Origin of the sequence: Streptomyces sp. DT2A-34, assembly GCF_030499515.1 — a bacterium.
Taxonomy (GTDB): Bacteria; Actinomycetota; Actinomycetes; order Streptomycetales; family Streptomycetaceae; genus Streptomyces.
This window is the reverse complement of sequence record NZ_JASTWJ010000001.1, coordinates 2,055,097-2,074,359: the sequence shown is the minus strand read 5'-3', so window position 1 is coordinate 2,074,359 and position 19,263 is coordinate 2,055,097. Positions and strand designations below refer to the sequence as shown.

19 protein-coding genes and 1 pseudogene are annotated in these 19,263 nt (G+C 66.9%); 10 read left to right on the top strand and 10 right to left on the bottom strand.

The genetic code is table 11. The features are described from left to right. Window positions 1-9: 9 nt before the first annotated feature. Together QQM39_RS08950 and QQM39_RS08945 are read right to left on the bottom strand one after the other, a co-directional pair. Complete coding sequence (locus QQM39_RS08950; RefSeq protein WP_301996164.1) at window positions 10-933, bottom strand: ABC transporter permease; 924 nt, start codon at window positions 931-933, stop codon at window positions 10-12. Beyond that, window positions 930-1,601, bottom strand: coding sequence for an ABC transporter ATP-binding protein (locus QQM39_RS08945; RefSeq protein WP_301996163.1), 672 nt, complete (start codon window positions 1,599-1,601; stop codon window positions 930-932). Before QQM39_RS08945 ends, QQM39_RS08950 begins: the two co-directional genes overlap by 4 nt. A 375-nt stretch (window positions 1,602-1,976) precedes the next feature. Here QQM39_RS08945 and QQM39_RS08940 point away from each other — a divergent pair, with 375 nt between their 5' ends. From QQM39_RS08940 to QQM39_RS08930, 3 genes are all read left to right on the top strand, one after another. Continuing rightward, a complete protein-coding gene (locus QQM39_RS08940) occupies window positions 1,977-3,050 on the top strand; it encodes a polyprenyl synthetase family protein (protein WP_301996162.1) in 1,074 nt (357 codons plus the stop codon). A gap of 154 nt (window positions 3,051-3,204) precedes the next feature. Further along, window positions 3,205-4,293, top strand: coding sequence for a polyprenyl synthetase family protein (locus QQM39_RS08935; RefSeq protein WP_301996161.1), 1,089 nt, complete (start codon window positions 3,205-3,207; stop codon window positions 4,291-4,293). A 167-nt stretch (window positions 4,294-4,460) separates the two neighbouring features. Next, window positions 4,461-5,837, top strand: a complete 1,377-nt coding sequence (locus QQM39_RS08930) for a cytochrome P450 (protein WP_301996160.1) — start codon at window positions 4,461-4,463, stop codon at window positions 5,835-5,837. Between the two features lie 93 nt (window positions 5,838-5,930). Here QQM39_RS08930 and uppS read toward each other — a convergent pair whose 3' ends face one another. From uppS to QQM39_RS08905, 5 genes are all read right to left on the bottom strand, one after another. Beyond that, window positions 5,931-6,677 (bottom strand): polyprenyl diphosphate synthase, encoded by a 747-nt coding sequence (gene uppS / locus QQM39_RS08925; protein WP_301996159.1) that lies wholly within the window; start codon window positions 6,675-6,677, stop codon window positions 5,931-5,933. Window positions 6,678-7,012: 335 nt separating this feature from the next. After that, window positions 7,013-7,474 carry a hypothetical protein gene (locus tag QQM39_RS08920; protein WP_301996158.1) on the bottom strand — a complete coding sequence of 154 codons (462 nt, stop codon included), beginning with the start codon at window positions 7,472-7,474 and terminating at the stop codon, window positions 7,013-7,015. Between the two features lie 441 nt (window positions 7,475-7,915). Beyond that, complete coding sequence (locus QQM39_RS08915) at window positions 7,916-8,857, bottom strand: IS3 family transposase (protein WP_301996157.1); 942 nt, start codon at window positions 8,855-8,857, stop codon at window positions 7,916-7,918. Beyond that, window positions 8,845-9,135: a transposase gene (locus QQM39_RS08910; RefSeq protein WP_301994515.1), complete on the bottom strand. Its 291-nt coding sequence runs from the start codon at window positions 9,133-9,135 to the stop codon at window positions 8,845-8,847. The genes QQM39_RS08915 and QQM39_RS08910 overlap by 13 nt, the downstream gene beginning before the upstream one ends. Before the next feature lie 143 nt (window positions 9,136-9,278). Further along, the gene (locus QQM39_RS08905; protein WP_301996156.1) at window positions 9,279-9,560 is read right to left on the bottom strand and encodes a hypothetical protein; all 282 of its coding nucleotides are present in this window, start codon (window positions 9,558-9,560) and stop codon (window positions 9,279-9,281) included. A gap of 890 nt (window positions 9,561-10,450) precedes the next feature. Here QQM39_RS08905 and QQM39_RS08900 point away from each other — a divergent pair. The 7 genes and pseudogenes from QQM39_RS08900 to QQM39_RS08870 all read left to right on the top strand — a co-directional run bounded on the left by QQM39_RS08900 (window position 10,451) and on the right by QQM39_RS08870 (window position 16,421). Beyond that, window positions 10,451-11,167, top strand: coding sequence for a hypothetical protein (locus tag QQM39_RS08900; protein ID WP_301996155.1), 717 nt, complete (start codon window positions 10,451-10,453; stop codon window positions 11,165-11,167). A gap of 345 nt (window positions 11,168-11,512) precedes the next feature. Next, a complete protein-coding gene (locus tag QQM39_RS08895) occupies window positions 11,513-11,674 on the top strand; it encodes a hypothetical protein (protein ID WP_301996154.1) in 162 nt (53 codons plus the stop codon). 112 nt (window positions 11,675-11,786) lie between these two features. Continuing rightward, complete coding sequence (locus QQM39_RS08890) at window positions 11,787-12,533, top strand: hypothetical protein (RefSeq protein ID WP_301996153.1); 747 nt, start codon at window positions 11,787-11,789, stop codon at window positions 12,531-12,533. Between the two features lie 318 nt (window positions 12,534-12,851). Then, window positions 12,852-13,337 (top strand): hypothetical protein, encoded by a 486-nt coding sequence (locus QQM39_RS08885; protein ID WP_301996152.1) that lies wholly within the window; start codon window positions 12,852-12,854, stop codon window positions 13,335-13,337. 166 nt (window positions 13,338-13,503) lie between these two features. Continuing rightward, window positions 13,504-14,748 (top strand): annotated as a pseudogene (locus QQM39_RS08880) (IS3 family transposase). A gap of 275 nt (window positions 14,749-15,023) precedes the next feature. Next, window positions 15,024-15,347 (top strand): hypothetical protein, encoded by a 324-nt coding sequence (locus QQM39_RS08875; protein WP_301996151.1) that lies wholly within the window; start codon window positions 15,024-15,026, stop codon window positions 15,345-15,347. Between the two features lie 870 nt (window positions 15,348-16,217). After that, entirely contained in the window at window positions 16,218-16,421 is a 204-nt protein-coding gene (locus tag QQM39_RS08870; protein WP_301996150.1) for a hypothetical protein, read from the top strand. A gap of 143 nt (window positions 16,422-16,564) precedes the next feature. On the opposite strand, the gene QQM39_RS08865 is transcribed toward QQM39_RS08870, so the two are convergent. The 3 genes from QQM39_RS08865 to QQM39_RS08855 form a co-directional block, all read right to left on the bottom strand. Continuing rightward, a complete protein-coding gene (locus QQM39_RS08865; protein WP_301996149.1) occupies window positions 16,565-18,094 on the bottom strand; it encodes a UDP-N-acetylglucosamine 1-carboxyvinyltransferase in 1,530 nt (509 codons plus the stop codon). 64 nt (window positions 18,095-18,158) lie between these two features. Further along, window positions 18,159-18,356, bottom strand: coding sequence for a DUF4236 domain-containing protein (locus QQM39_RS08860; protein ID WP_078516502.1), 198 nt, complete (start codon window positions 18,354-18,356; stop codon window positions 18,159-18,161). 38 nt (window positions 18,357-18,394) lie between these two features. Then, complete coding sequence (locus tag QQM39_RS08855; protein ID WP_301996148.1) at window positions 18,395-19,213, bottom strand: hypothetical protein; 819 nt, start codon at window positions 19,211-19,213, stop codon at window positions 18,395-18,397. Between the last annotated feature and the right edge of the window lie 50 nt (window positions 19,214-19,263).

The following is a 19,263-nucleotide window of genomic DNA, read 5'->3' as shown; positions in this document are numbered from 1 at the left end:
GTGTGTCTCCTAGCCGGTGGGTGGGCGGTGGCTGCGCGCTGTGGTTGTGGTGCCGGCGCGATGGGGGAGGCCGGATCCGGGCCGGGATCCGATGCCCGCGTCGGTGCTGCCACCGCTGCCGCTGCCGGTGCTGTTCGTGCCGCCGGTGGACGGGGGTGGGAGTGGGGCGCGGGTGGGGCGGCGGGAGCGGCTGCGCAGGGCGAAGGCGCTCATGCCGACTGCGGCCATAGCGACCGCCCAGAGCAGGCCCTGGACGAGTTCGTGCCAGGGCACCAAATGCAGCGCGCCGGCGGTGACGACGGTCTGCATCGCGCCGTAGGCCGGCAGGTAGCGCATCAGAGGGCTGTCGGAAGCGGGGTTGGCGAGCGGGTTCTGCAGGCCCAGGTCGACGAAGCTGACCATGATGACGAGGAACATGCCGGCCAGTTCGCTGCGCAGGACGGCGGCGAGCATGATGCCGACGCCTCCGTAGATCAAGGCCCCGACGAACAGGCCCACGCCCAGCAGGAGCAGCTGCTGGGGACGCCAGTAGGCGCGCATCCATAGTGCCCCGTAGGCGGCGACCACGGCCGCGGCCAGCACCAGCGCGGTGAACTTCGCCAGTGCCAGGCACAGCCGGGGGTAGCCGGCCCTCACCAGGCGCTGGTCGAAGGGAGCGGAGCGGGTAGTGGCGAGGAACATCATGAACCCGACGATCAGGGCGAGCGCGTGCAGGGCCCCGCCCATCTGGGTGAGGACGTTGCCGTCCATCGTGACTGTCCGGCCTGCCGGGCTCAGGTGGAAGCGCAGCGGGTCGCTGGCTGGGACCGTGTAGGTCAGGGTGATCCACACCGGGACGTAGACCACCAGGATCACCAGGGCGAGTCTGTTGCGCAGTTGCTCGATGAGCGCGAATCGCACAGCCGCGCCCAGGCAGGCCATCCAACGCTTCATGACCGCATCCCGTTCCTGCCCGCCGTGTTCGTGGCCGGGTGCGCGGGCGCCACGCCGATGCGTTCCGTTTCCGTCAGGACGCCGTCATGCAGTCGGTACATGCAGTCCAGGCGGGAGGCGTCGTAGGCGAGGTGGGAGACCACCAGTACCGAGCAGCCGCGGTCGCGCAAGTCCTGGGCCAGGTCCCAGAAGCGCAGGTAGGTCTCCCAGTCGAAGCCCTGGTAGGGCTCGTCCAGGAACAGCACCTGCGGGTCGTGCATCAATGCCAGGGTGAGGTTGAGTTTTTGCCGGGTGCCGCCACTGAGGGTGCCGATGCGGGCCTTGAGGTAGTCGGCGCAGTGCAGGATCTCCAGCACCTCGTGCGCCCGGTGAAGACTTCGAAGGCCGTAGGCGCTCTGGAAGAACCGCAGGTGCTGCTCGAGGGTGAACGCCTCGTGCAGGACGCTTGCCTGCGGGCAGTACCCCAGCACGCCCCGGCAGTCCACCGACCCGGCGTCCAGGGCGAGGTCACCGATAAGGATCCGCAGCAGGGTGCTCTTGCCCGCCCCGTTCTCCCCGACGATGCCCGCCAGCTGACCCGGGGACAGATCGAAGTTCACTCCTTTGAGGACGTGACGGCGCCGGTAGCTCTTGTGCACACCCTGCACGCGCAGCGCCGGCCCGCTCACCTTCATCACCTGCCGTCCGGGCACATGAGGGCGCGCCGCCGCAGTGCGGCGGGCGGCCGGACTGGCCGGGCGGAACAACTGATCTTCAGCACGTACAGCACACTAACGACTACTTGGCGTAACAGTCCAACTGTGCGCGGTAAGCCTCTCGTCGATCACGGGCGGGGACGGCCGATCCGTTCCCCGGCGCATCCCACCGTGCTCTCCAGCGGCCTTGGTCGTTAAGTACGACATGGAGACCAAACAGGTGACCCGGCCTCAGCAGCAGAAGAGAGGCGCCGAAAACCCTGGCTCCTCGGCCGCGCGGAACTGTCGCGTTCCGCTGCCCACGGCCCCAGCCGGCTCACCTGTGCGATCTACGGGGAGGATGCGCGGATGACCTCGGTCATGGATGCCCAGGGGATCAACCTGCGGGCTCTGAGGGAACAGGTCGATGCGGTGCTGGAGGAGTTCCTCGAGGGGAAGGCCGAAACCGCGGCCGGCAGGGGGCATCCGCCGGAGGTGGTGGAGACCGTGCGGGACTTCCTGGCCGCGGGCGGCAAACGCATCCGCGCCCAACTGTGCGTCGTGGGCTGGCACGCCGCCGGCGGACGGGGGGACCCGGCCCCCGTCATGCGAGTCGCGGCGTCGCTGGAGCTATTCGTGGCGTTCGCCCTCATTCACGACGACATCATGGACGACTCGGCCATGCGCCGGGGCCGCCCCGCTGTCCATCGTGCTCTGCGCGCGCGGCTGGGCCAGTCACAGCGGGCCGAGCGGCTCGGTGCAGGCGGCGCTCTCCTGGTCGGCAATCTCGCACTGATCTGGGCCCAGGAACTGCTGCACACCGTGGAGCTGACTGCTGAACGGCGCAAGGCCGTGCACGCGCTGTATGACGCGATGCTGGAAGAGGTCATGTACGGCCAGTACCTGGACGTGATGGGTACCGATCGGGGCGACGGCGATGTCGAAGCCGCCCTGCAAATCGTCCGCTACAAGACCGCTACCGCTACGGTTCAGCGCCCCCTGCAGTTGGGCGCTGCGGTCGCCGGGGCCGGTGCGGCCACCTTGGACCTGTGTACGGAGTTGGGTCTTCCGCTGGGAGAGGCGTTCCAGATCAGGGACGACCTGTTGGACGTCTTCGGCAGCGCGGACGGCGCCTGCGCGCCGGGCCTGGGTGATCTGCGGGAGGGAAAGCGGACTGTGCTGCTGGCTCTGGGGGTGTGCAGGGCTGATCCGCAGCAGCGGCAGCGTCTTCGTCAGCTGGTGGGCCGGGCCGACTTGGATGAGAGCGGGGCAGCCGAGGTGCGGGCCATTCTGGAGATGACCGGGGCGAGGGAGTACGCCGAGAACATAATTGCTTCACGCTACGAGCAGGTTCTGCGGGTTCTGGACTCGGCCGCATTCCCACCGGACGTTTCTGGCGCCCTGCGCGGACTGGCGGTCACCGCCACGCAGTACACCACCTGAACACTGACGCACGTGGTGCTGCCCGCGCACCTTCCGCCTTCACCGCGCGGCTGTGCCGATCAGACTTGTGACTGTCGCCGAGCGTTGGCCACCAGCCGGTAGGGCGGTGCTTCCGATTCCTACAGTTCATCACCACTGAACAGGAGACCTTGACGTGATCGGCACCGCCGCTGGCACCAACCAGATCCGGGTCCGTATCGCTGGGTACGAGCAGCGGGTCGGCACGCTTGTCCAGGAGTACTTCGACGGCCTGAGCGCCAACCTCAGTGCGCCGTCCTTCAGTAAATTCACTCCGGAGTGCCTAAGCCTGCTGCGGGATCTGTCCCTGCGCGGAGGCAAACGGATGCGCGCGGTGCTCCTCTTCGAGGCAGCCCGTCTGGTGAGTACCGAGCTGGTCGAAGGGCTCGATGCCGCGGCGCTGAGCATCGAACTGCTCCAGACCCACGGGCTGGTCCACGACGACATCATCGACGACAGCCCTACCCGGCGAGGCGGCCCCTCCACCTACTACGCCTACCGGGCAAAGTTCCCTGACCAGCCACAAACCGCCCTCGGCCTGGCCCTGCTGGCGGGCGACCTCGCGCTCGCCCTGTCCCAGCAGGTACTCCTCGACTCCTCAGCCCCCCTGCCGGCGCGCCAGGCCATGATCGAGGCACACACCCGGGCGACAGCGGACACCTTCATCGGTCAGATCACCGACATCGAGCGGGACTTCACTCCGACCGCGGACGACGAACTCCTGCACAGCGTGGCCGAGTACAAGAGCGCCCGCTACTCGATCCTGGCCCCGATGCAACTCGGCCTGCTCGCCGCGGGCGAACAGACAGCCCCCTTCGACGAGGAACTACGCCGCTACGCCCGGCAGACGGGGATCTGCGGGCAGATGCGTGATGACTACCTGGACCTGTTCGGCGAGGCGGAAACCATGGGCAAGCCCACGGGTACCGACATCCGTGACGGACGGCGCAACTACGTGGTGCAAGCCATTCTGGCAGCGGCCACCGGCGCCGAGCGCGCCCTGGTGGAATCGGCACTCGGCAACCCTGCCTGCCCCCCGCAGACCATCACTGCGGTCCGGGAGATCGGACAAAACTGTGGCGCGGAGCAGAAACTGCGGGCGGACATGCAACATCATGCCGAAGTGGCCTCTGCCGAAGCAGCCGCATGGCGGCCACGGTGGCGCGAGGAGGCGGTGGCGTTCTTCGAGTACCTGCCGCTGTGGAACGTGGAACGGGCCCTGTGAACACCCCTTGAGCGGCACACAGCCGACGCAGTCGGCAGGCAACAGCCGCACCAGGCATCGGTTGCGCGCCGTGCGCACTCAGCGGCTGCCCCGCCCGGCAGCCGAACATTCGATCGTTGCGTGTTCGATTTGTCACGTAACGTAATGACGCGATGGCCGGAGGCCCCATGACCAGCACCATCACTGCCCCACTCGTCCCCACCGCACCCCGGGCCCTGCCAGGAATCGGGCATGCACTCCAACTGCTGTGCAACCCCCTGCCCTTCACCACGTCACTCAATGAACTCGGCCCCGTGGTACGTGTCCTGGTACCCGGCCCCGACGTGTACCTCGTCACCGCACCGGACCTGCTGCACCGCATCCTGGTCACCGAAACCCGTGACTACGCCAAAGGCCGGATCACCGAAGGCATCGGGTCGCAGTTCGGTCCCAGCGTGGTGATGGACATGTCCTTCGAAGGACTGACCCACTTCGAGTCCCACCGCCGCCACCGACGCGCCGTACAGCCAGGGTTCAACCCCCACCGGATCGCCGCACAGACCCAGGCCGCACACCTCGCCGTCCAGGAACAGCTCGCACGGTGGCGGCCCGGGCAGACACTGCGCATCGACAAGGAACTGGCCCGCCTCGCCTACCAGATCAACGCCCGCGCCTTCTGCGGCAACGGACCCACCACACAGTCCGTGGCCGACGCACTGGCCGGCCTGGTCGCCCAGACCACCCCGGGCCTGCTCTGGCGTGTCTCGCTGCCCCAGTGGGCTCATCTCTCCCATGTCCCCGGCACCGGGGCCTTCAACAGGGCCCTGACCCGCCTGCGCACCGCCATCCACGCCACCATCGACATCCGCCGTCGTGACACCCAGGACAGCCCAGACGTACTCTCCCACCTCCTCCAAGCCACCTACGCCGACACAGGCGAACGCCTGGACGACCACCAGATCGTCAGCGAAACCCTCTTCTACCTCTTCGCCGCCGTCCACGGGATCGGCGACGCCATGCCCTACGCCTTTCACCAACTGGCCCTCAACCCGCAGGTCGAGCAGCGCGTGCATGAGGAAATCGACGCCGTCCTGGACGGACGTCCGGTCCAGGCCGAGGACCTACCCCGCCTGGACTACACCCGCAGAGTCCTGCAGGAGGTACTGCGCCTGCACCCCCCGGTCTGGGTCTTCGCACGCCGCACACTGGTCCCCGTGCAACTCGGCTCCGCGCACCTCCCCGCCGGCGCCGAAATCGTCATCAGCCCCTACGGATTGCACCGCAACCCCCAGGTGCACCAGGACCCGCTGCGCTTCGACCCCGACCGCTGGCTCCCCGAGCGTGCCAAAAGCCTTGCCCCCTGCACCTACCTCGCGCTGGGCGCCGGTCCGCGCAAGTGCATCGGAGACAACCTCGCCATGACCAACATGCTGACTCTCCTCGCCACCATCGCCTCCCGTTGGCGGTTGCGCACCGTCCCCACACGCCGGGTCCGGCCGATCACTCGTATCTTCCTCTCACCCGGACCGCTCCCTATGATCTGCGAACCCAGGTCCGTGGCATAACGCCTGATCACCAACCGTCATGGCCGCCCCGCGAGACCGTGGTCCTCTACGGCCTGCACCTGCATCCGGCCGCCGGTGCCCCTTTTTGTTCTTTCACTTGCCATGGCGGCGTTGCCGGCCCCGGTAGTACTCCAGGGCCTTCCTGAATTCGTCCTCATCGAAGTCCGGCCACAGGACAGGCGTAAAATAAAGCTCCGCATGCATCGCCTGCCACGGCATGAAGCCCGACAACCGCGTCTCTCCCGAGGTACGGACGACCAGGTCGAGATCAGGAAGACCGGCTGTATCGAGGTGCCCGGCGAGGGCAGCGGCATCAACCCGTTCGTCAGCCAACAGCGTGCCACCGTTCTGTTGCCGGCTGCGCAGGAGCTTCTCGACGGCGCGGGCGATCTCGTTCCCTCCGCTGTAGGCGACGGCCATGTTCACAAGCGGTCCGGACACCGTGCTGCTCTGATCCCGGTAATCGCGCAACTCGTCGGCCAGTCGCGACGGCAGGAGATCCAGGTCACCGACGAGACCGATGCGCCATCGCCCCCCAGCAGCGACCTGTCGCGTGAACTCGGCAAGCAGTGGCAAACCGCTCTCCACCTCCGCGGGGAGGCGTTCCTCGTAGTTCTCGATGGACATAGCCCACATCGTGACGACCTCGATCTCGGCCTCCCCGCGGCACCAATCGAGCAACTCCATGCTTCGCTCACCACCGCGCCAATGCCCCTCCGCAGCTGACAGACCCCGGTCCCGGGCCCAGCGCCGGTTGCCATCAGGGATGACCGCCAGGTGGCGCAGCGGCGGGTTGGAACAGGGAGCGGGGGTCGCCCTTGTCTGAGAAGAGAGCTGCATGGGGACTCCAAAGCCGAAAGGAAAGGGGGAAGCGGTGAGCAGTTACTCATGGGCGGGCCAAGCGTTGGCGGCCACAGCGTCATCATCGGCAGCCTTGGCGGCCAAGAACACGCCCAGGAAGTCCGGGACGGCCCACCAACTGCCAGGCCAACGTCCAAGATCGTCGTGCTGGATGACGTCATTCGGGCTGCATGTCAGAGACGGGAAAGGTGAAGGGGGCGCGTTCGCGAGACCGGCAGGGGAGCCGCTCCCGTCAACCGTGTCTGCCGGCACTTCACGGACCAAACCGAACGGGTACCTGCCCGCAACGGGCCGGGCCGGCCATCTCCACCGGCTCACACCGGCCGGGCGGACGCCAGGAAGGCCACGGCGCTGGCAAGCGTTCCAACCGCCGCGCCCGCAAGCGTCTGGGCAACGGTATGAGAGTTCAGACGCACGCGTGACCATGCAACCAAAGCGACCACCGGCGCCAGTCCCAGCAGACCGATTCCGACATCGAAGGCCAGTGCGGTCACGGCGAGCGCGCATACCGTCGTGTGCACGGAGATCTTCCAGAATCGCGTGACAGCCACCCCCACGACCACAGCGAGAGTCAGAGCCGCCACAACCGTGCCCAGAACAGAAGGGCCTGCCCCCACCAGATGGACAGCCCAAGCGCCCAGAAAGCAACACCCCGTCAACAACAACGGCCGGATACGACTGGCGCGATCAACAATGTGCCAGTCAGCGAGACGCCCCCGCCGCACATCGCGGACAACCAACGCCAAAGGAGGCCCGGCGGCCACCACAGTGAGCATCAGCCCCCAGAGAGCACCCGACACACTCGGCCAAGTGCTGTGCCACCCAACAGCCACGACCAGAGCCGTACCTACCAGAAGCGGAGCAAATGCCTCCGTCACCACCCGCGCCAGCACATCACCGCCGCACCTGAAGGCGGATGCATTCCCCACCCGAGTGCTAACCGCCGGCGGCGCCGCAGTGACCCTGCTCGAATTCTCGGACAATGCCACTCCCGCCTCGCCGCGCCCAGGCACCAGGCCCCCTCCGGGCAGGCGTACAAGAACGTTGACCAGATCAGCATGGCGGCACGCATAGCCGGACATGCCAGTTCAGGCGGACATTCACCTGGTCGTGTACTGACCGAGGCATGCAGCTGACCGTGCAGCGCGGAGATCACGCGTCCTCGCCTGTCACCTGGGCAGGCACCTGTCAATCCCCGGGTTTCGTAGAGACGTTGGTTATGCGGTCCGGCTCTCCTGATCGGTCCGGGTCCGCGCTTGCTGGATGATCCGTTCGAACTCGACGGGCGGTTTCCCGCCGGCCGCGCTGTGTCGCCGTTTCGTGTTGTAGAAGTCCGCGATCCAGGTGGCGGTCTTCAGCCTCGCCTCGGTTCGGGTGGCGAAGGTGTGCCGGTGGACGTACTCGACCTTGAGGACCGAGTGGAACGACTCCGCGGCGGCGTTGTCCAGGGCCGACCCGACGCGTCCCATCGACTGCACCACGCCCCACCGGCCGCACAACTGCTGGAACGCCTCGGACGTGTACTCGCTGCCGCGGTCCGTGTGAAAAATGACGCCGTCGACCTGGCCGCCTCTCGTTGCGATCGCCATCTGCAGGGCTGCGCTGACCAGCGCGGCATCATGCCGCCGACCCATCGCGTAGCCCAGGGCCCGGCGGGAGAAGGCGTCGTGGACAGAGGCGAGGTAGAGCTTGCCCTCACCGGTGTCGATCTCCGTCATGTCGCCCCACCACAAAACGTCGGGCGCGATCGCGTCGAACTTGCGCCGTACCAGGTCACCAGCGGTTTTCCGCTTGCCGGGACGGGTCAGCGAACGGCGTCGGCGTGGCGGTTTGCGGCCCTGCAGACCGAGTTCGGCCATGATCTCGGCGACGGTGTTCTGCGATACTTGCCAGCCCTCCTCCCACAGATCCAGCGTGATCCGCGGCGAACCGTACGTCTTGCCCGAGCGGTCGAAGAAGTAGCGGACCCGCTCGGCCAGTTCACCCCGTCTGATCTCGCGTTTCGTCGGCTCATCGGGCCGACGGCGCCACTTGTAGAACCACGCCTCCGACACACCCAGTGCCCGGCAGGAGATGCGGTGCGAAATGTTGTGCACGGTCTTCTGGTCACTGATCACCCCGACGAGCACCGCCGGGTCCGCCTCAGCTACTTCACCCACAAGACCATGCAGCGTTTGAGGACATCGCGCTCCATCCCCAGCTCCTTGACGTCCTTCTTCAACTGGGCGTTCTCCCGCCGCAGCCGCGCGAGCTCCTCGCTCTCGCCCACCGCCCCGGCCCCGGCGGACCTCCGAGCCCGCGACACCCAGCTCGCCAGCGTCGTCTCGTTGATCCCCAGGTCCCTCGCAACCTGCGCGACCGACTTCCCGGTCTCGGTCACGATCCGTACAGCCCCCTCACGGAACTCTGCGTCGAACTTCCGCCTCTTCTCCGCCATGACTCCCAACTTCCCCTGCAGTCACGATCTCTACGCTACGAGGGGAAGGTCACACCACCTGTAACGAAGCAGATGCGTGGGCAAACGGAGCAGGCTGCCGCTGGTCGGACGTGGCCATCTGCCTTCGGATTCACCGCACCAGATCACCAGCTCGCACAACGGCCCGTTCGGCCAGGAATACGCCGGGCGGCTTCACCTAACGCGAGACCATCCAGGTCAGCGCGGCGGACCTCTTGCAGAAGTTCGGGGCTGAACAACCAATCGCGACGGTACCCGGCCAGGAAACGGATGTTGTCCAGCTCCGTCTCCGAGGGCTCGCACCACACCTCGTAGCGCCATCCGCGCGACTCGACCGCCTGCCGGGTCCACGCGAAAGTGAAGGCCACCACCGGCTTTGACAACCGCCGTCGTGGCTTGACGTCCACGACGACCGGACCCTGCTCAGTGGTTAGGAAGTAGTCCGGGATGTGTTTTGCGGGCTTTCCCCTCCACCACTGCCTTCAATAGGAACGGCTGCGCCATGATGCCACGTACGGAAGGGTTGAAGTCGGCGAATAGCAGCCGCGCAAGCTCCAGACGCGACTCGTAGATCACATGGTCCCGGACCGTCGCCGCCCAATACGCGCCGGAATAGTGTATTTGCTCCTTGTGCCGGCGGAACGTCCGCCAGGGGACAGCTGACTGAAGTGATGCTGCTGCCGCGAATCCCCAGAGCTGGTCCTCAACTCCTCCGCGGCGCCTGCGGAAGCTGACCTGTGACCTGCGAGTCTCAACTTCGTGTCGGATCCGAAAATGATCCGACATCGATCGTGAGATTCCGACACGGAATCTGAGATCCCACAATTTGAGTGTAGGGTCGCATCGGTCGTGACATGTCGATCTTGTATGACCTGGACATTTACTGTTTGTCTCACGGGATGCCGTACCGGCCGAGTCTCGCTTCGGTGGCATTTCTTCGGTGGCGGTGCTTCTCCGCGGTCTCATGTTCGCCTTGCTGGGCTGACCCCGTCCGGGGCGAGCCAGGAGCGGGATGCTCGGCCCGCTGTCGCGGCGGAGCGGGAGCCGGGGTCCAGTTGTGGAGCCAGGACCGGGTGTACTGGTGCCTCGTCAAACAACAGTGATCACATAGTCGGGTTCTCGGATGGGTGCGTTGTTCCGAACCCGGGACCGGTCCCGGTCCCGCCGTAGATGCTTGGGCAGCGTGAAGCAGCGAGGGAGACGGCGGCGGGCGGCGGGCGCTGCTGCGCGCGGTCCGGCCCGGCGCGGAACGTTCGTGGTTCGGTGGCGGCTGCGGATCGGTGGTCTCCTCAGCGGCGTGTTGTTGATCGCCAGCCTGGGCTGGCTGGGGTTCCTGGTGCCGACCAGCCCATGGTGGATCACCGAGGTGTTCCGGCCCGTGGACGACCTTGGCTCGTTTCTGGGGGCGCTGTTCGCCGCGGTCTTGTGGCTGGGCCTGCCCGGGATGGTCGCGGTGCTCGCCGGGATCCGCCCGGGCAACGCCGCGCTACGCCGACGCGTGCTAGCCATGGACGGCGAGGGCGTGTGGATCTACGAGTCGGCGAAATGGTGGTCCGCCCCGCGCCTGGTGCCATGGCGCGACGCCAACCCCGTTCGCGTGTACACCCTCGATCACACCGACATCGATCCCGCCGATACCGGGCCGGGACCAACGTTGGTGCCGTGGGACTTCCTGCAGTTCGGCGATCCGCCGCAGGCCACCATCCACCTGCTGTGGTTGACCGCGACCGCCGAGGTCATCGTGGCGCAGGCCCGGCGCCGTCGACCGGATCTCACCGTCCTCGACCAGCGCACCCCCCCGGGTATCGGGTCTTGGCGGTTGGGTACTACGTCGGCGTCGCCGGCCCCGCTCCCGGATGATCACGCTCCGGCGTCAGCGGAGCAGATAGCCGGCGCCGCGCATGGTGTGGAGCCCGGCTGGTGGGCCGAGTTTGCGGCGCTGCCGTCACGATCGTCGCTGCGGCAGTGTCGGTCGTTCTGCCGGTGTGACCCACATGCGGATCGCGTCGGCTGAAGAGGTGAACCGGCGCCTGCGGCGATGGTGTCGGGCCAGCCGGTCGGCGTGGGAGCCGGTAGCCACGCGCCATGGACCTCCATGACTTCCTCTACCGACACGAACTCGATCACCGGCTTGTCAGGCTCTATGCAGACCCTGCGGCGGGCGAGGACGCCTGGGTGACGCTCCCTCAGGATGCGGAGGCGCCACGAGCCCTGCTGGGCACGGTCAGCGCCCTGACGGGCCATGGCGTCTTCGCGCAGATCGCCCGCAGCGCACTGACCGCCCACCAGCGATACCTCAGCAGTGACACGTCCTGCTACGCCCTGTGCCGTGACACCGCCCTGAGCGAAGCGTTCGGTGATGGGCAAGACGTTGGCGTACCTCGACTGGGCTGCCATCGTTCTGGAGGCCGCTCGTATTCAGATGGGCGATGCGGCCTTCGGTCCCTTCCTGCGCTGCGTCGTTGAGGCTGAAGACGCCTACGCCAAGCGTTCCGCGCAGCGTGCAGCGCCCGGCCTGTGACGGCCGACGCCCATGAGGATGTCGCTTGAAACGCGTGTTGCAGGTGAACCTTCGGCCGGCAGACAGGCCGATGTCGGGACCCGTCCCCAACGGCGTGAATATCATTTCGGCCATGCCCGATCCCGTGTATCCGCTGCCCTCAGGCGATAGGTTGCCCTCGCTAGGGACCTACAACGCCATGGGGACCACACTGCTGCACAACTCTCGTCCGGACGGCAGCGGTTGCTTCTTCGCCACTTGTTGGATCGTGTTCATCCTGCCGGTCGTCCCGCTGGGCCGCTACTACGTGCGGCAAGGCAAGATCACCGAAGAGGGTGGGTTCTCTTCTATCCACACGACAATCGAGTACGAGTTCGTCGGCAGGTCTCGCCTCCGCTTGGTCGAGGTCATCCGGACCTACCTGTACTTCTGGATCGCTGTCCCGGCTGCCTTCCTCGGCCCGATCATCGCTTCCATAGCCTGGGACAATAACGAGTCCAACGACGACGCCCAGTTCTATGGAATGCTCGTATCAGTTGCCTTGCTATGTCTGCTGCTAGTCCTGTTGTTCCTCCACCGGACGTACTGGCGACCAGTCCGGAGAGCCCGCTGGATCGAAACCGAAAATGCTCAGGTGGAAGGCAGGTACCAGCAGATTGCCTCGCTGTTGCCGATCGCGTTTCTCGCGGCGTTCTTCGCATTCTGGGCGGGGTGGGCGATTTTTGCCATCGCGCTGGCCTTGGGAATGTACTCGCAGAACCTCGGCCCCGACCCGAACCCCCTCGCCGATACACTGCTCCACCCTGTGGCCCTGTTTTTGGGACTGCCCGTCGTGGCTGGTGTGGTCGCTCTCGTCGCTGTCGCGATCCGTCGTCGCTGAGCTTGTCCTACCGTTCTCGCAGGGGCGTGCGACCTGGTCGTCCCGTGGGAGGCGGGACCGCAAGGAGATCTGAAGGGAGAGAGCTCACGCGGTACGCGGTGGGTTGGCCTTCCCCGGGGGGAATCTCGCATCCCGGATCCCATCCATAACGGACCACGATATCGGCCTCCCGGGTACAACCTAAATTTGTCAGCAAATTGAGTCTCACTCAGGAAGGGCCGCACCCAATCTCATTGGGGCCGCGAACGAGCCGGATGAGCGCTGCGGCAGCCTCGCCGGTGGTTGCGATCCTTCGACGGGGCCGGTCATGGTGAAGGGGTGGAAGCGGAGCAGTCGGTGCGGTGCGAAGTCCCCTACTTCGCACCCGTCGTGGTGGGGACCGGCCTGGTGTGGCTCGGCGGGCGGGGGGTGGCGGGTTTCCGGTGGCTGCGCCACGATCCCACGCATCCCGGGGAGTTCCTCATCCTCGGCGGGCTGTTGGCGCTGACCGTCTGCACCGGCCTGCTCAGGAGCCGGTACGTCGTGCGCGTGGTCGAGTTCACCAAGGCGCAGGTCCGGCTGGAAAGCCGCGCGGACGTGCGGACGGTGCGCATCGCAGACGTGACGGCGGTGGGGGTTGCACACTCCGGCGACACGGCAAGCGGCTACGTGGAGACATCGCTGCGGCTGGACTGGCGCGATGGAAGCCGATCATTCGTCTGCGACCACGATCCCACGTTGGGGCAAGCGCTCGTAAGGCTGCTCCCCTCCCACGTCACCGTGGAAGAGCGGTGGGACCAACTCCAGGAACCTTCGACCGGTTGACAACAATGACTTCAGTGAGAACGAACAACAGGCTGACCAGCCGGTCTCTGATTCGTGGCCAATCGGCAGCCAAGTGGCCATCGGTCGTGAGATTCGGCCACGGAATCTGAGATCCCTGAACCGCTCCGGGTCTGATGGAGGCTCGATTCCCTGAGAGGATCGAGTCATGGCACGTCCGTCCCTCTACCCTCCCGAACTTCGTGAGCGTGCGGTGCGCATGGTCGCGGAGGTCCGCCCGAACTACCCGACCGAGTGGGCCGCGATGAAGGCGGTCGCCGCGAAACTGGGCATCGGTGCCGCGGAGACGGTGCGGACCTGGGTCCGCAAGGCCGAAGTGGACACCGGCCGGCGGCCCGGGGTGACCTCGGACGAGGCCGCGGAGATCAAGCGGTTGCGGGCCGAGGTCGCAGAGTTGCGACGGGCGAACGAGATCCTCAAAGCGGCCTCGGCTTTCTTCGCGGCCGAGCTCGACCGGCCGTCGAAACGCTCGTAGCGTTCATCGACGCACACCGCCAGATGTTCGGAGTCGAGCCGATCTGCCGGGTCCTGACCAGCCACGGACTGAAGATCGCAACGAGCACCTACTACGCCGCCAAGAACCGCACCCCCAGCGCCCGGGCGGTCCGTGACGCGGAGCTGAAGACGCAGATCAGCCGCGTCCACACGGACAACTTCAGCGTCTACGGGGTCCGAAAAGTCTGGCGGCAGCTGCACCGCGAAGGCATACCCGTGGCTCGCTGCACCGTCGCCCGGCTGATGCGCGACCTGGGCCTTCAGGGTGCCCGGCGCGGGAAGAAGATCCGCACCACCGTCCGAGACGAAGGCCATGAGAGGGCCGCTGACCTGCCTCAGGCGCGACTTCACCGCGTCGCGTCCGAACGAGCGGTGGGTGGCTGACTTCACCTACATCGCCACCTGGACCGGGATCGTCTATGCCGCGTTCGTCGTGGACGTGTTCTCCCGGGCGATCGTGGGCTGGTCCGCCGCCACCAGCAAGCGGGCCAAGCTCGTCCTCGACGCGCTTGACATGGCTTTGTGGCGCCGCGACCGCGCTGGAACTCCCGCTGGACCGGGACTGGTTCATCATTCAGACGCGGGCAGCCAGTACACGTCTTTCGCGTTCACCGCGCACCTCCTCGACGCCGGCATCGACGCCTCGATCGGCACCGTCGGCGACGCCCTGGAACAACGCGCTCATGGAATCCCAGATCGGCCTCTACAAGACGGACTTGATCAAGCCCGCAAACCCTGGCATGGCCTCTCCGACGTCGAACTCGCCACCGCGCAATGGGTCGACTGGTTCAACAACCAACGCCTCCACTCCGCGACCGGAGACATCCCCCCCCACGAGCACGAAACCAACTACTACGCTCAACACCAGCCCCAGCCGGCGGCTGGAGTCAACGCATAGAGCCTCCACCGATCCCGGAGCGGTTCACTGGAATTGCGCGGCGAAGCAAGTGAACCTAGAGCAGCTCACGGAAGATCGTCTGCGTGATCGGCGGAATAGCACGGGATCGCCGGTTACCCAAACCGGCGATCCTCCGGACTATTGGAGAGGTTCGGTCGCCGTGCGATTCACAGGCGGTGCCTGGACTGCCGTGCCTACCCCCCACGCCTCACCCCAAGGAGCTCACCCATGGCCGCAGTTGTTGGCGCCAAAACGTTTCATCTGACCGATCGGCAGTGCTTTCGATCCTGGACTGGGCCGCCGAGCAGCCGCAGAACGGTCTCGTACTGCGGGCCTTCCTGGCGTCCATCGCCCTCGCGGCGCTGCAGCCGAAGGAGGCCTTGCTGCTGCGTGTCCGAGACGTGGAACTCGCGGACGACGGCAGTGGTTGGCTGCTGATCCACCCTCAGGGGCAAGAGCGCCGCGAGACGGATTCGGAGCGCGCGGGCGCCGAATGGCGTGTTCCCGCCTGCCGGGAGTTGGTGGCGCTCCTGAAGGCGGAGATCACCCGGCGCGATCTCCGCCCCGATGACGCGATATTCGTTCTCGACGACGGGTGACCGCTGACCGCCCCGGTCTACCGGAAGATCTGGCAGCAAGCGCGGGCGGCGGTTCTGGAAGCGCACGAGGCCGACTCGTCGTTCGGCAGGAATATCTCCGCTCTGCGTGACGCGTGCATCGCGGCGTGGCTGAAGAACGGTGACCAGAGCGCGGCGCACATCTTCGTGGTGGCCGAGTGCGCCGGAATGAGCGCTCCTCGCCTCGCCGAACGCATCGCGCACTGCCTTCGTAGGCCGACACGGGATGAAATCCCTTGGGACCGGCTCGAAGCTGCCCTCGCCCTTCCTGACCTGTCGAGTGAGCCGGCCCCGACCGCCGTGCGCCGTCCGTAGCGCTGTTCCGCGTTGCGGATCGTCTGTGCAGGGTCGAGGCGTGGCCACCCGAACGGGTGCTGGCGGTACGGGCGGCCCTGCCCGACCGCTACCAGCTCCTCCTTGTGATCGGAGCGGGCCTTGGGCTCCGGCAGGGGGAGGCGCTCGGGCTTGCCCTGGAGGACATCGACGTCGCCAAGGAAGTCGTCCACGTCCGGCGGCAGGTCAAGATGGTGCGGGCGAGGCTGTGTTTCGCCCTCCCCAAAGGCCGCAAGGTACGGGACGTGCCGCTGCCGTCCAGCGTGGCTCGGGCCATCCAGCAGAACACGGAGCAGTTCGCGCCGATCCCGGTCACGCTGCCTTGGGACGACCCGACTCCTGCCGAGACGCCGGTTGAAGCCAAACACCGGCGGCCGAGTACCTACAGCCTCTTGGTGACAGGACGCGAACGGAAGGCCATCAACCGGAACTACTTCAACTCCTACGTGTGGAAGCCCGCTCTGGCTGAGGCCGGCGTGATCGCTCCGCTGGAGGGAGGGCAACACAAACGGCGTTCGCGTGTGGGAGCCATCCCGGGAGCACGGCTTCCACGCCCTGCGCCACTTCTACGCCTCCGAGGAACTGGAGGCCGGCGAATCGATCGTCTCCCTGGCACGCTGGCTGGGGCACTCCGACCCCGGGTTCACGCTGCGGAAGTACTCCCACTTCCTGCCCCGCGCCGGTGCGCGAGGCAGCGCAGCCATCGACGCGATCTTCGCGTAGCCGCGGCCGGTCGGCAGAGCCTGTGGAGCGCGGCCCGTAGCCCGCCGCAGGCCCAAAGTCCCAGAGAAGTCCCAGAGATGCCGCCGCACCCCATCCTGGCCCGCTAAGTAGCAGGTCAGACGGGGTGTGGCGGCATTCACATGTCAAATGTCCCGGAAGATCTCGATCTGCGCCCCGATGGAGTTCAGCCGCTCGGCGAGGTCCTCGTAACCGCGGTTGATGACATACACGTTGCGCAGCACGGACGTGCCCTCCGCCGCCATCATCGCCAGCAGGACGACCACGGCGGGCCGCAGCGCGGGCGGGCACATCATCTCGGCGGCGCGCCAGCGGGTGGGGCCCTCGACCAGGACGCGGTGCGGGTCCAGCAACTGCAGCCTGCCGCCGAGGCGGTTGAGGTCGGTCAGGTAGATCGCGCGGTTGTCGTAGACCCAGTCGTGGATCAGCGTCTTGCCCTGCGCCGCGGCCGCGATGGCCGCGAAGAAGGGGACGTTGTCGATGTTCAGGCCGGGGAACGGCATCGGGTGGATCTTGTCGATCGGCGCCTCCAGCTTGGAGGGCCGGACGGTGAGGTCCACCAGCCGCGTACGGCCGTTGTCCGCGAAGTACTCGGGCGTACGGTCGTGGTCGAGCCCCATCTCCTCCAGGACCGCCAGCTCGATCTCCAGGAACTCGATCGGCACCCGGCACACCGTCAGCTCCGACTCGGTGACCACGGCGGCGGCCAGCAGGCTCATCGCCTCGACCGGGTCCTCGGACGGCGAGTAGTCCACGTCCACGTCGATGTTCGGCACGCCGTGCACGGTGAGCGTGGTGGTGCCGATGCCCTCGACCCGGACGCCGAGCGCTTCCAGGAAGAAACACAGGTCCTGGACCATGTAGTTGGAGGACGCGTTGCGGATGACCGTCACGCCGTCGTGCCGCGCGGCGGCCAGCAGCGCGTTCTCGGTCACGGTGTCGCCGCGCTCGGTCAGCACGATCGGGCGGTCGGGGCGTACGTCACGGTCGACCATGGCGTGGTACTGGCCCTCGGTCGCCGCCACGTCCAGACCGAACCGGCGCAGCGCGATCATGTGCGGCTCGATGGTCCGCGTACCGAGGTCGCAGCCGCCGGCGTACGGCAGCTTGAAGTGGGTCATACGGTGCAGCAGTGGGCCGAGGAACATGATGATGGACCGCGTGCGTACGGCGGCCTCGGCGTCGATCGCCGCCATGTTCAGCTCGGCCGGCGGCACGATCTCCAGGTCGACGCCGTCGTTGATCCAACGGGTGCGCACGCCGATGGAGTTGAGCACCTCCAGCAGACGGTAGACCTCCTCGATGCGGGCGACCCGGCGCAGCACTGTGCGCCCCTTGTTGAGCAAGGAGGCGCACAGCAGTGCCACGCAGGCGTTCTTGCTGGTCTTGACGTCGATGGAACCGGACAGCCGACGTCCGCCGACGACCCTCAGATGCATCGGGCCGGCGTATCCCAGGGACACGATCTCGCTGTCCAGGGCTTCACCGATCCGGGCGATCATCTCAAGGCTGATGTTCTGGTTGCCGCGCTCGATGCGATTGACGGCGCTCTGGGAGGTGCCGAGCGCCTCGGCCAGCTGCGCCTGTGTCCAGCCTCGGTGTTGCCGGGCGTCACGGATGAGCTTGCCGATGCGTACGAGGTAATCGTCTGCCATGAGGTTGAGGTTATCTCAGATATGAGATGACACATCCCAGGGGGGCCGTTCGGGTGACGGACCGTCAACGTCGCCTGGCGGCACGGGTACGCCGCCACCCGAAAGGTCCGGGCAAATCCATCGATGTCGTACGACGTCCCGTGCTGCTGTGTGTGCGCCGCGGGCCGTGCCCACCGCCGGTGGTGATGGACCAGGAGTGCCGGTTGATGTTCAGCCGCACTCCGGGCAGGATCCGGAAACTCTTGCGGAATGTGAGGGGCATGGACGCCTCCCTCCGAGGTCGGGGTACGTGTTCCTCGGTTACCCCGACTTGGCGAACTGATGGCAGAACGCCACCGGTTCCTGGAAGGTGACCGATGTCACCGGTTCGGCCGAGTGCAGGGGCACGGCCGGAGCGAGGGCGTAGCGGTGCCTGGCCACCTCCCCGCCCTCCGGCCGCAGCTCCAGCACACCCGGCTCCGGACAGCGCCACGTCAGCTCTGTGACGTACTCCTCGAACGCGTTCGCCAGGCTGCTCCATCCCCGGCCGTTGGCGCGGAGCTCGAACTCGGAGCACTCCATCACGCCGTAGTCGAAAGGGGTGCTGCTCCAGTGCCCGATCAGGGCCTCGTCCAGGCCGGTCCGCGGGTTCTCGGCGTCCTGCTCGGCGATCCACAGCAGCAGGGCGGTGTCGGCACCGCCCAGGTCGACGACGCGGGTGCCGTGCATGAGTACACCCAGGCCGTGCTCCTCGTCCCAGGAGCAGTCGAACTCGACGCCGACGTAGGGGATGCCGTCTCTCGCGACCGGGTGGACGTACAACGTGCTGAGGCCGACGAGGGCTTCGGGGTCCGGCTTCTCCTGGATCGTCTCCTCGGTGAGCGCTTCCTCGACCTCCGGCCGAAGTGCCTCGTAGTGGGCGCGCAGTGCGGGCCGCAGCGCGGTGAGCAGCGCGGGCAGGTTCTCGACGGCCCGGGCGACCGACGCGATTTCGACGTCGTCCAGGGGATGGTCCTCGCGGCCCTCGGGGGCGTAGTGCACGGGGACGGGCGCACCGTCGGCGGCCCACGTGCCCGGCGGCAGCGGCACCCGCGTCGTCCACGCGAAGTCGTCCCAGAAGAATTCCGCCCGCTTGGTCACCCGGTGAGCCTAGCTCCGCGGGCTGTCGGCAGATGAGCAGGTGGAGAAAG